General features: G+C 34.4%; 8 protein-coding genes. 3 read left to right on the forward strand and 5 right to left on the reverse strand.

Annotated elements, in window-relative coordinates; genetic code table 11:
* Nucleotides 1-10: 10 nt before the first annotated feature.
* The 4 genes from AC3DU7_RS11020 to AC3DU7_RS11035 all read right to left on the reverse strand — a co-directional run bounded on the left by AC3DU7_RS11020 (nucleotide 11) and on the right by AC3DU7_RS11035 (nucleotide 5,845).
* Entirely contained in the window at nucleotides 11-2,104 is a 2,094-nt protein-coding gene (locus AC3DU7_RS11020; RefSeq protein ID WP_488039397.1) for a lipoxygenase family protein, read from the reverse strand.
* A gap of 785 nt (nucleotides 2,105-2,889) precedes the next feature.
* A complete protein-coding gene (locus tag AC3DU7_RS11025) occupies nucleotides 2,890-3,303 on the reverse strand; it encodes a GNAT family N-acetyltransferase (RefSeq protein WP_375340080.1) in 414 nt (137 codons plus the stop codon).
* 66 nt (nucleotides 3,304-3,369) lie between these two features.
* Nucleotides 3,370-3,552, reverse strand: coding sequence for a hypothetical protein (locus AC3DU7_RS11030; RefSeq protein ID WP_488039398.1), 183 nt, complete (start codon nucleotides 3,550-3,552; stop codon nucleotides 3,370-3,372).
* A 481-nt stretch (nucleotides 3,553-4,033) separates the two neighbouring features.
* A complete protein-coding gene (locus tag AC3DU7_RS11035) occupies nucleotides 4,034-5,845 on the reverse strand; it encodes a sodium:solute symporter family protein (RefSeq protein WP_488039399.1) in 1,812 nt (603 codons plus the stop codon).
* A 1,953-nt stretch (nucleotides 5,846-7,798) separates the two neighbouring features.
* Between AC3DU7_RS11035 and AC3DU7_RS11040 the strand changes: the two genes are divergently transcribed.
* The 3 genes from AC3DU7_RS11040 to AC3DU7_RS11050 all read left to right on the forward strand — a co-directional run bounded on the left by AC3DU7_RS11040 (nucleotide 7,799) and on the right by AC3DU7_RS11050 (nucleotide 12,237).
* Nucleotides 7,799-8,170, forward strand: coding sequence for a response regulator (locus AC3DU7_RS11040; RefSeq protein ID WP_488039400.1), 372 nt, complete (start codon nucleotides 7,799-7,801; stop codon nucleotides 8,168-8,170).
* A gap of 24 nt (nucleotides 8,171-8,194) precedes the next feature.
* Nucleotides 8,195-10,339 (forward strand): putative bifunctional diguanylate cyclase/phosphodiesterase, encoded by a 2,145-nt coding sequence (locus tag AC3DU7_RS11045; RefSeq protein WP_488039401.1) that lies wholly within the window; start codon nucleotides 8,195-8,197, stop codon nucleotides 10,337-10,339.
* A gap of 200 nt (nucleotides 10,340-10,539) precedes the next feature.
* Nucleotides 10,540-12,237 carry a response regulator gene (locus tag AC3DU7_RS11050; RefSeq protein ID WP_488039402.1) on the forward strand — a complete coding sequence of 566 codons (1,698 nt, stop codon included), beginning with the start codon at nucleotides 10,540-10,542 and terminating at the stop codon, nucleotides 12,235-12,237.
* 436 nt (nucleotides 12,238-12,673) lie between these two features.
* On the opposite strand, the gene AC3DU7_RS11055 is transcribed toward AC3DU7_RS11050, so the two are convergent.
* Nucleotides 12,674-12,767, reverse strand: a 94-nt coding sequence (locus tag AC3DU7_RS11055) for a hypothetical protein (RefSeq protein WP_488039403.1), incomplete at its 5' end; no start/stop codon positions are given.

The raw sequence follows: 12,767 nt of genomic DNA on the forward strand, positions 1-12,767 counted from the left end.
AAAGCAAACCCTAAATATTGATACTTTGAGGAATATTCTCTGGGAGCAAAAACTCATAAGGCATCAAACGCTCAGGACTTTGATTCCTTTCATTAATAATAGTCGTTGCTGCATTCAAATTTTCTTGAAATTTTTTCCAAGCCGCTTGTAATTGCTCATTTTCTGGGAAAGCAGATGCACGATACTTACCCAGTTGCGTATAGTGAACTGAACCAAGTAGGTAGAGGATATCAATCTGACTTTGAGCTTGACTTAACGACGGTAGTCCCTGTATAAAACTTTCACAATCTTCAATGCTAGTAGGTGGCATCAGATAACGAGCTAAAGGAAATGCGGGAACATACATCATATAAGTTTTTTGGGGAAAATTAACTGCCGCGTGTTGCGCACTGCCAGTAAAAATAATCGTAGAGACTGCTTTAACTAAATAATCTCGGGTTTTAATTTGTCCCTGACTATCTTCTCCAAAATTTTGTACTCGTCCTCCGTCTAAAGAAGCTAAGGTAGCTCCCCAATTTTGTAAGTCTTGATCTGCCACAATAGCCGCATCGTCAGCATAGTAAATAGACATATAATCATTAACCCAGGAATGAATAGCATCCCAAATTAATTTGCCGTCATCTCGATAGGGATAAATAGGTAAAGTCTCAGAATTATTCACTCCGCGATTGACTAAAGTTTCAGGAAAATCAATGGCATTAAAGTTAAATAAATAACTCTGGGTTCCTTTCCCAGTAATAGATTGATCTGCTCCGATAGTGCTAGCTAAGATTGAATCAATTGTTCCTCCAGGAGCAATTAAAATAGCGTGGGCACCATAATTAATCAAAACAGTTCCCTCGAAATGGGGAATCAGCAAATCTCTCAAAGGATGATTTTCTGGCAAATTATTGTAGGTCGGAACAATAAAAGGTTCAACGACTAAATGAGTTCGACCTAAATGGGAAATCAATTCGTGATAATTAGAATCTGCCATTTGCACAATATTTTTGGCAGTCATCCAAGGTTCCTGCTGACTATCAACATCTAGCGGTGTAAACAACACCCAGTCTTTACTAATGGTAGTCTTTTGATAGCTAATAGCTACTGGAAATAAGGAACGAGAAGAAGACCCCTGTGGAGGAACAGCAAACAAGGCAATGGGAGCGGAGATATACTTTTGTTGGGTAAGATTGTCGTTGATGAAATTGCCATTGGGTAAACCATCTAGTAATTTATAATCAGAAGCATAAAGCCGCCCTTCTGCTAAAGCATTAGATAAAGAATCTGTGACTCCAAATTTGGCTGCGATCGCTGTATACTTTTCTGGAGTAATCGGTAAACGAGAATCCATTTGAGTAAATTGCTCTAAAACAAGAGGGTTTGGTCCAGCAACTTGTAAATAGGCAAAAATCAGGTCTTCGGTAAAGCGATCGGAAATAGCAGGTTTTTTGATAATCTGGTACAACTTATTGTAGTCATCAAGAGTGAGAGATTCTGATGTCTCTGTATTTTTTTCCTCATCTATTTCCTCATCTATTTTCGCAACGAACTTCACAATATTTTCTAGACGTTCAATAATAGACTTCTCATCAAAAGCAATTGATTTTTCCCGTTGCCTAATTCCAAATAGTTGAGTAATTGTACTATCAAATTTTTGCAAAGATTCTTGCACAACTCCCTCAGATTTGCTTCGCTTTTCCTTCAAAGTAGGGAAAGTTTTTTGTAAACTTGCTTCTAATTTTTCAACTAAAGCTTGAAGATTTTCTTGAGTTTTCGGTTGACTAATATCACTGTCCAGATATTCTATATCTCGACTGAGTTCAGCCCAATCGTTCTGGAATTGATTCAAATAATTTTCCCGCTTATAAAGATAGTTATTAATAACAATTATAATCAGGTAATATAGAACCTTAAATATCCAGATGATATTCGGAAAAGCTCCCTGTGGTAAAATGGGGAGTCCTAATAATTCTGGGACATTGGTCATTGCCAAGGGTGGTAGATAACTATAGTTATATTCGTAGGTTTTGTCTGGAAAAAAATGCACTTGGCGATATAAAGAGACCAATAAGGTGGCCATTTTGATGAGAGACGGGCGGTTTTTGTGTTCAATTTGAGTCATTTAGTGATACCTCATTATTAAATTCAAAAGTCAAAAGTCAGAAGTCAAAAGTAAGAATTCAACTCAAAATTCAAAAGTCACAATTAAATTCAAAAGTCAAAAATCAAAAGTAAGAATTTCATAAATTCTTAGTTCGTAAACCCGGTTTCTGCGTAAGTCCTGTTGGTCAAAAAATAGTTTTAATCAGAACTATAGCAATGTGCGCTGGCATATTTACAAATTGCAGGAAGTGTCCAATAGCTAAAAGTCTTATATGATAAGCTTTTTATTCCCCCTGTTGCCTGTTGCCTATTGCCTGTTGCCTGCGCGCAGCGCTATACAAAAGTTTTCATTTGGGTAGACCAAAGTAGGGGCGTTCCATAGAAAGTCCTTACAAGGAATGTGGTTCATATCATGTCCGGTAGCATCGGTATTGTATAGAGAAGGTTATCAGTTATCAGTTATCAGTTATCAGTTATCAGTGAACCTCCGACTAAAGTCGGAGGCTTGAAAATACTGAATCGATTTTTTTTCATCCCCTTAAAAGGGGAGGCTTTAGACCAGAATTTTTCGGTAAGGAAGAAGGAAGAAGTAGGGGGGCAATTCGGAGCTATGCGCCAGCAAACAGCAGTTTGCTTCGCAATATGACGGTAGATATTTCCCCAACTTTTATACACAAACGCGCCCCAACGGACATGATAGAATTCTAAATTCTAAATTCTACATTCTACATTCTTAACGATACCAACGGAATTCTACATTCTACATTCTTAACGATACCAACGGACATGATAGAATTCTAAATTCTAAATTCTTAAAGATTTTACCATCAACATAGACTCAGACTGAAAACCTAACTTGTGGTAAAGATTAAGAGCGGGTTGGTTAGAGACAAATACTTGCAAACCAATTTGCCGATCGCCCCTAGCTTTTGCCCAATTTTCTGCATGGGTAACTAAAGCTGAACCGATACCAAGTCGCCGATGGGGTGGGGACACATACAGCAGAAATATATGAGTTACGCGATCGCCCTCTACCTGGTCTATGGCATTCCCCAACCACAGACAACCTATTGGTGAAGTTGCTGGTTTATCCATTACCTCAACCCACCAAATAGGAGTTTGAGTTGACAAGTAGCGATCGACTGTTTTGGCAAGATGGCTAAAATTTTGCTCTGGAAAAAGTTCTTGATAAGTCCGATGCATAAATTTAACCAGCATTGCCCTATCTATACCCGAACCCTTACGAAGTTGGTAATTTGGAATTAACTTGCTAACCACTGAACATTACCAGAAATGAACATTGGGCATGGATAGCATTGCTTCTTCTTGAGGAGAACTTAATTCCTCTGTGGGAGCTGGTGCTGCTAGATCTCCTGGTAAAAAGATACGAGCGCTGACTGCTACCATAGCGATTAAAAATATGACTACAACTATGAATGGAGCAATATATTGACGAAAAATTTGCATGGTTTTTGTATTAATTAAATAGAGGAGTAGGGGGTAGGGGCGATTCGTGAATCGCTTGTACGGCAGTAGGGGAAAAGAATTGATACAGCATTTTGCCCCCCTAACCCCCCAATTCTGGGGGGAACAAGAATCCATTAGCTGGTAAAAGTCCCCCAATTTTGGGGGATGCACGGGGGCTTTGATACAGAAGATTCCACTTTAATGAGGTACATCCGTCGCGGGCAAGATGCCCGCACTTGCATTCATTTAATTGTTAATCTCTGTACTTCATATACCTGGCGCTGTAATTTCTGTAAGAGGGATTAGGCAGTAGGCAGTCTTCCCTCCTGATTCCTGACTCCTGACCAAAAAATAAGGTCTCCTGCCCCTTTTAAGGGGATGAAAAAAAATCAAGTTCAATATTTCAATCCCAATACTTCAGGTAGAGGTACTGATAACTGATAACTGATAACTGATAACTGAAATGACTCCTGACTCCTGACTAGATAAAATCATCATCATCTAATCCTGGTCTTGGCATGGGCAAAATTTTTGATTTATTGAGCTGTCGCAACCAAAACCAACCGAAAACTCCAATAATTAGGAATATCCAGCCAATGTTTGGCTTGAGCAACAGAAAGCCACCAGTTGCCAAGAGTGCTCCAAATAATAATAGTATAGATGCCAGTACTTTTTGTAAATCTTTACTTAAATCCTGTGCTGGAGATAAACCTGTTTTCATCCTTTGCAGTTTCCAACCAGGGCCACCGGGAAGTGTTCGTCGATAAAATCCCTCTAAAGTTGCATCAGACTCTCGTGGGGTGAGAAACATTGCTGTTACCCAGAGTAATGTTACGGTGGTAGTAATAAACATAATTCGTAAACCAAAGTCTTCAATTTTCAAAGCAGGAACTAAACTTGTTGTCATCCCTACAAAGAAACTAGCGACAATAGCTGTTAATTCTGCTGCTGCATTCACTCGACACCAAAACCAACGTAAAATTAATACTAATCCTGAACCTGTTCCGATGGCTATTACTAATCTAAATACTGTGGCTACATCTGTTGCTAAAAATGCTGCAATTCCTCCTAAAACTGTTACTAATAGAGAGGAAAGTCGCCCTACTAAAACTAATTGTGGTTGAGTCGCATCGGGTTTAATAAATCTTCTATATAGATCGTTAGTAATAAAAGAAGCTCCCCAGTTAATTGAGGTAGAAACTGTACTCATAAATGCGGCGACTAAAGAGGCAACAACTACACCTAAAATTCCTGGAGAAAGAAAGTCAATCATTAATTTGGGATAACCCAATTCTCGGTCTTCTAAATTAGGGTAAATTACAATGGATGCTAGAGCTACTAAAATCCAAGGCCAAGTTCTAATAACATAGTGCATGATATTAAATAACCAGGCTGCTTTTTCTGCTTCTGTTTCATCTTTAGCTGCGGCAAATCTTTGTACAAATTCTCCACCTCCATCACTTCGTCGCCAAGACCACCATTGAAGTGCAATATAAGCAAAAAATGTACTGGCAGTTATGCCTGCTGTTTTACTAAAACTAATCAAAGCATCGCCATTTTTACCAATAGTTAAAGGTGAAAGGGATAAAATATCTTTATCTGGCATTACTTCGGGTACTTTTGTAATTAATTCTTGGATACCACCCACACTATTAACAGCAAAAAAAGCGACAATTATTGCTCCAAATAGTGCTAAGAAAAATTGGAAAAAATCTGTGGCAACTACTCCCCATAAACCGGATAAACCAGCATAAATTAAGACAAAAATACTGACACCAATAACGCTTAGTAATTTGAGATTATTTTCACTAGCATCAATGCCTAAATTCTGCCAAATTTCTAATGCTTCGACAACTTTAACCATAGCCAACATAGCATAACCAATGGCAATACAATTCATTGGAATAGCAAATATAAAAGCTTTAACTCCCCGGAGAATAGCAGCCATATTTCCACCGTAACGAAGTTCAGTTAATTCCGCATCAGTAATAACTTCGGAACGTCGCCACATTCTGGCAAAAATATAGATCATTATTACATGGGAAATACCAAAAATCCACCATTCCCAATTACCGGCAATTCCTCGGTTAGCTACAACTCCAGTAATGTAGAGAGGAGTATCTATAGAGAAAGTTGTCGCTGCCATACTTGTGCCAGCTAACCACCAAGGAAGCGATCGCCCAGAAACAAAGAAGTCTGCTAAACTTTTTGAGCCTTTGCGAGAAAGATATAGTCCCATCCACATTGTTAAGATGAGGTATATTAAAACAATCAGCCAATCAATTAGTTGCATAAATTTGTGTTTAATTAGGAATCTCTGTATGTGACTGTTTTTTTTAAGCATTCAGCTGTCAGCTATCAGCTAGCTTCCTGCTTACCTTTTTTTTGAGCATATAGTTTCAAGCTTAAGAATATCATGGATCTTTATGGCTCAATTTACTGTTTATACCAAGCGTGATAAATGTTTGCTACAAATACTGGAACTGTTTCTAGTAGTCAATAGTCAGTAGTCAGCTAGATTGAGCTGTTATTATAATTTTTGACCCTGAAATAATTCTCCAAGTGCTAAATATACATCTGACTTTAACCATTTTTGTTGACCAAACTATTCGTAATATTCTTTTTTCACGCTTGGTATTATATTATTTAGATATAATTTTTTTAGGCAAAGTTAGCAAAGTATCGCAATTCTCACACTTATGAGGTACAAAATTTTAGGTTTGAGGGAACAGAGAATAGGGAATAAAAAAACAAAAAGATAACTGTACCTAACGACTTTGGGAAACGCTATATTAGGATTTTTCTCTGTCAAGCTTCTTAGTAAGTAGGTAATTCAACAATTCATAATTAATTATTACCTCTTCTTTTAAAGGGGAGGATTGACGAAAAGGAAAGTTTTTCTTTTTATTCCCTTAAAATGGAAGCTTTAAACCACAATTTTTCTGTAAAGTTAATTGGTAAGCATTCAGCTATTAGCTGTCAGCTTTTCCTGCGGAATGCTGCGCAAACAGCAACAAGAGTCTCTCATATAGGACAGTTTTTAAATTAATTTAGATATTAAAGGCAAAGGAGCCAACTTTTGCAGTAAGACAATTAATAAAAGCTTTTATCCTAAACTAAAAATAATAGCTGATAGCTGATAGCTGACGGCTGAATACTTACGTTAATTGTATATTTGATAAAATTACAAATCAATCTTTTGACTTTTTACTTCTGCATAGTGGCACTAGAATTTGCAATAGAAAAACTGTTAAATAGAATTGAAGAAAAAAACAAATATAACTAAGTTATTTGCCGAATAATAAAGCTTTAAAGCCTCTCCTTTAAAGGAGAAAAAAGTGGTCGTTTTGCTAGCGCATAACTACGTTAACGGCTGTCGCAGCCATATTTGTGGAGCATTCCGTAGGAAAAAGCGTAGCTTCCCATAGGGTAAGATGGCAAGGAAACTTTGCCATATCCAATCTACCAAGAGAAGAAAAAATTTTCCTTTTATTCAATCCTCTTCCTTTTAGGAAAAGGTAATTATCAATTATCAATTATTGAACAAGCTTTTGGGTATTCAATTAAGCGATCAAAATTATCCAATTAGGACTACAATAAAACAGTTTTCACTAAGTAGAAATACTATATTTGGCCAATGGAATATTTGGGAAAACATGACTTAATTATATAATACAATATTTACCGAGAAATTATGGTCTAAAGCATAGCTTTTTAAGGGGGATAAAAAGCGGTCTAGAGATGGTGAGGAAACCTCGCCATCTTTAATTGACTAAGAGAAAAGAGAATTCAAGCCTCCTTATTGCAGGGGTGCTGTGAACGCAGTTCCTCCGGAGAAGGCTAACTGATAACTGAAATGACCTCAACCATGGCAAAAAAAAGGAAAAAAAATGGAATTGTAAAGCAATATTAGTTGAAGGTTAAATGTATTAGGGTTTCTGAAATTGAAGAAGGCACTTATAACTGAATTGACTTTATAGCAATTTTATATGAGGCTGTATAGAATTATGAAATTTATTAGCTTCTCTGTCTCGAGCTACAGTAAACTCTGATTAAAATATTATCCTATGCAACTTTATATTAATTTGGTGTTCAACCTTTGTTTATACATATTTATAATGAAAATACTCTAAAAATCTTAACTCACCTATGGTATCATTGTCAGAAAGGATCTACACAAGTAATAATTTACAAAATAATGAGCTTACTCTGTAGATAATACTATCACTTTATTAAAATTAGTTAAATGAAAAGAATAATAATTGTAGATAATGAGCCAGATATGGAGTATTTATTCAGTAAAAAATTTAGAAAAGAAATTAGATCTGGTTCTCTCAAATTTATTTTTTTTATCTCAGCAGTTGAAACACTTTCATACCTAGATTGTCAAGAAAGTGATCCCATAGATTTAATTATATCTGATATTAATTTGCCTATAATAAATGGCTTAGAAATGCTCAAAAAAATCAAAGAAAAATACAATAAAATCAAAGTTTTTATGTTGACTGCCCACGGCTATGATGAACACTACAAAATTGCCCAAAAATATGGTACAGATGATTATCTAATTAAACCAATTGATTTTGAAAAAATCAAACAAAAAATACTGGCATTATAATACAAAAAATCAAGCATAAAAATCATGTTATCAAAAATACTTGTAGTTGATGATGAACCAGATTTAAAATCATTAATTTGCCAAAAATTCCGGAAGCAAATTATCCAAAAAACATTTGAATTTGTGTTTGTTTATAATGGAGTAGAAGCTCTAGAAGCTATTGAAAATGAAACTGGTATAGATCTAATGTTTACTGATATTAATATGCCGAAAATGGATGGAATAACACTATTGGCAAAGCTATCAGAAAAGCCAAATAAAACAATTAAAACAGTCATTATTTCTGCTTATGGGGATTTGAAAACTATTAGAACAGCTATGAATCTAGGGGCTTTTGATTTTTTAACTAAACCTCTAGATTTACATGATTTAGAAATTACTCTTAATAAAACACTCAAAGCTGTGCAACAGGAGAAAGAAGCACTAAAGCAAAAAAAATTAACAGAAAAAGCTCATGAAGAGTTATTAAAACAACAGGCATTGCGTAAAAGTGAAAAAAGATTTAGAGCATTAATTGAAAATTCTGTAGATCTAATTATGATTTTAAATCCTGATGGAAAAATGATTTATTCTAGTCCATCAGCCCAAAGATTTTTAGATGATTTTAATCATAAAAACTTGAATATATCAATTTTCAATATTATTCATGCTAACGATCGTCAATTAATCAAACATATTTTGCAAAAAACAGTTGAAAAACCAGCAGAAAAACAGTATGTCAATGAACTAAAAATCATCAATGAACGACAAGATTTACAAATATTTGAAGCCGTATTCACTAACTTGATTTTGGATGATAATATAACAGGTATTATAGTTAATTGTCATAATATTACAGAAAGAAAAATAGCAGAAGAAAAATTAATCTATGATGCTTTTCATGATTCCCTAACTCAATTACCCAATAGGGCATTGTTTATGGATAGATTATCTCATGCTTTTTCTAGATACAAGAGATATCATCAATATCAATTTGCCGTTATTTTTATAGATTTAGATAGATTTAAAGTAGTTAATGATAGCTTAGGGCATTTAGCTGGAGACCAATTAATTATTGAAGTGGCAAATAGACTCACAAAAGAACTGCATTATAATGATACTGTAGCGAGAATGGGAGGAGATGAATTTGCTATATTATTAGAATACATTCAGTCTGAAGATAATGTTAAAAATATAGCTCAAAGAATTCAAAAATTGCTACAACTATCATTTAAAATAAACAATCAAGAAGTTTATACAAGTGCAAGTATTGGTATTGCTTTTCCCAATCAAGATTATCAAAATCCTACAGATATTCTCAGAGATGCAGATACAGCCATGTATCATGCTAAAACTCTAGGAAAAGCTCGTCAGGAAGTATTTAATCCATCAATGTATGCCGATAATTTAGCACAACTTAAATTAGAGATGGACCTTCGACAAGCTTTAAAATTGAATGAATTAGAGTTATATTATCAACCAATTATTTTGTTAGAAACAGGTTTACTGTGTGGCTTTGAAGCATTACTAAGATGGAAACACCCCCAGCGAGGAATAATTTCTCCAAATGAGTTTATTCCTATTGCAGAAGAAACAGGATTAATAGTACCCATTGGTTGGTGGACGCTCAAACAAGCTTGTAAACAAACTTATGATTGGCAAAAACAATTCCCTCTTCAATCTTTAACTATTAGTGTTAATCTTTCTGGTAAACAATTTTCTCAAACTCAACTGGTAGAACAAATTGATGAAATATTATGTTGTACTTTTTTAGATTATCATAGCCTCAGATTAGAAATTACTGAAACTACAATTATGGAAAATGAGAAAATTGTTATGGAAATATTATCCAAGTTAAAAGGGATGAATATACAGTTAAATATTGACGATTTTGGTACTGGTTATTCTTCATTAAGTCGCCTACGAAATTTTCCCATTGATACTTTAAAAATTGACCGTTCTTTTGTGATGAGAATGGATTCTGAACCAGAGAACTTAGAGATTACTAAAGCAATTATTAGTATGGCAAAAAGTTTAGAAATAGATGTCATTGCTGAAGGTGTAGAAACAGCTACTCAACTGTCTTTACTAAGAAAACTCAAGTGTAAATATGGACAAGGATATTTTTTTTCTAGACCTGTTAACAGTTGCCAAGCCACTAATTTAATTGCAGCAGCTAAAATATGGTAAAGTTTAGTATACCCCACTTAGTTTTTTGACTATATTGGTAATACATTGAAGAAGGCAGAAGGCAGAAGGGAAAATTGCTTATAGATGGTCTTCAACACGCAACTTCGCGTCTACAAACCCCAAACAATTTTAAGCACCCCCCGTTGACGATAGGGTATTAAACCCGCAAAAGAAAAGATAATTCTAACTTAAATGAAGTTATGCCAGCAAAAATACTGGTTGTGGATGATGAAGAATCCTTTAAACTGATCATAAACCAAAAATTTAGAAAAAGAATTAGGAAAAAAGACCTCCAATTTATTTTTGCTTCTAACGGTTTAAAAGCTCTAGAAAAGTTACAATCTGAACCAGATATAGATATTATATTAACTGATATTACCATGCCAGAAATGGATGGTATTACTCTACTATCTACCCTTGCTGATATTCGCCATCCTACACTGAAAACAGTAATTATTTCTGCTTCTAGCGATCTGACTCTTGTGAGAAAAGCAATGAATCTAGGAGCATTTGATTTTTTAACTAAACCCATCAATTTAGATGATTTAGAAATTACAATTAACAAAACCATAAATTATGTTCAACAGTTAAAAGATGCACTCGAACAGGAAAAATTAATAGAAGCAGCTCAACAGTTATATGATAGTGAAAAAAGACTAGAAAAATTTTTAGAGACTTTGCCAGTAGGAGTCTTTGTAATTGATGCTGATGGTACACCTTTCTATATTAATCAAGCTGCAAAAAATATTTTTGGTAAAGGGATAGTAGCTGAAACTACTCCAGAGCAAATTCCTGAAATTTATCATATTTACTTAGCCGGAACAGAACAATTTTATCCTATTGAACAACAGCCAATTTTCAAAGCCTTGAAAGGGGAAAATTCTACAGTTGATAATATGGAAATTCGTCAAGGAGAAAAAATCATACCTGTAGAAGTATCAGCAAGTCCAATTTTTGATGATACTGGTCAACTAATCTATGCGATCGCCACTTTTCAAGAAATTACAGAAAGAAAAAAAGCAGAAGTAGAAAGAATTAAATTTACCCAACAATTAGAACTGAAAAATATTGAGTTATCTAAACTTAATCAAAGCTATAGTCGCTTTGTTCCTAAACAGTTTTTCCGGTTTTTAGGCCATGAAAGTATTGTAGATGTTTCCTTGGGAGAATCTGTACAAAAAAAAATGTCAATTTTATTTTCTGATATTCGTGCTTTTACTACTCTTTCAGAAAGCATGACTTTAGCAGAAAATTTTAAATTTATTAATAATTATCTTTCTCGTATGGAACCATTCATTACTGCTAATTATGGTTTTATTGATAAATATATTGGTGATGCTATTATGGCATTATTTGGTCGGTGTCCTGATGATGCTGTCCAAGCTGCTATAGGGATGCTTTCAGAACTTAATCAATACAATATTATTCGTAATAAATATCAGAAATCACCTATTACTATTGGTATCGGAATTAATACAGGTTCTTTAATGTTAGGAACAGTGGGTGGTACAAACAGGATGGATACTACTGTCATTAGCGATGCTGTCAATTTAGCTTCTCGCCTGCAAGATTTAACTAAGGTATATGGTGCTTCTTTAATTATTAGTCAAAAGACATTTATTGAGCTTAAAGATTATACAAAATATAACTACAGATTTCTTGGTAAAGTTAAAGTCAAAGGAAAAAAAGATGTTGTATCTTTGTTTGAATTTTTTGATGCAGACCCCCCAGAAATAATCGAACTTAAAAAACAAACTAAAACATTATTTGAAGCAGGAGTTATCAAGTACTACTCTCAACAAATAGAGGAAGCTACTCAAATATTTCAGGAAATTATTAATTTAAACCATCAAGATAAAGCTGCTTATTTCTATCTCGATCTAGGGAAAAGGGAATAATAATTAATAATTAATAATTAATAATTAAGGTTTGCTGAATTTTTTTTTTTGGTAAGGGTAGGAGCCAGAATTGGTGAATCGGTGAAGTCAGGAGGAATGGGAATTATAGAAGAAGTAGTCAGAAGAATAGTACCTTGATTGTTCTGCCATAATTCTCCCAAAATGCGCTCCTTTTTGAGCATTTTAGACTGAAACAAACGCACTTTTTTAGACCTAAAAATGCTAAAACCTTTGCCTATAAATACTTTGATATTTAATCAGCAAGCCCTAATTAGTATTTAAGATAGATATTGATAGGATATGCTTAAAAATAGCTACCTCAGTTCATTTGAGATAGTTATTTATATCGTTTTCCCTTTTTTTTCAATATTTACCCCTTCTTCTTTCTTCCCTCTTCCTTCTTTCTTTCTTCTACTACTTTGCTAGTTGGTAAACTCTAATCACTACCCAAAAGACTTACTAATAAAGCTTTTTGAGCGTGCATCCTGTTTTCTGCTTGGTCCCAAACTCGCGATCGCTCTCCTTCGATC

The organism is Okeania sp. (genome assembly GCF_983059655.1).

Excerpts from the sequence above, each read along its gene's own strand:
- AC3DU7_RS11020 (WP_488039397.1), bottom strand. The coding sequence starts at position 2,104 with ATGACTCAAATTGAACACAAAAACCGCCCGTCTCTCATCAAAATGGCC.
- AC3DU7_RS11025 (WP_375340080.1), bottom strand. The coding sequence starts at position 3,303 with ATGCTGGTTAAATTTATGCATCGGACTTATCAAGAACTTTTTCCAGAG.
- AC3DU7_RS11030 (WP_488039398.1), bottom strand. The coding sequence starts at position 3,552 with ATGCAAATTTTTCGTCAATATATTGCTCCATTCATAGTTGTAGTCATA.
- AC3DU7_RS11035 (WP_488039399.1), bottom strand. The coding sequence starts at position 5,845 with ATGCAACTAATTGATTGGCTGATTGTTTTAATATACCTCATCTTAACA.
- AC3DU7_RS11040 (WP_488039400.1), top strand. The coding sequence starts at position 7,799 with ATGAAAAGAATAATAATTGTAGATAATGAGCCAGATATGGAGTATTTA.
- AC3DU7_RS11045 (WP_488039401.1), top strand. The coding sequence starts at position 8,195 with ATGTTATCAAAAATACTTGTAGTTGATGATGAACCAGATTTAAAATCA.
- AC3DU7_RS11050 (WP_488039402.1), top strand. The coding sequence starts at position 10,540 with ATGCCAGCAAAAATACTGGTTGTGGATGATGAAGAATCCTTTAAACTG.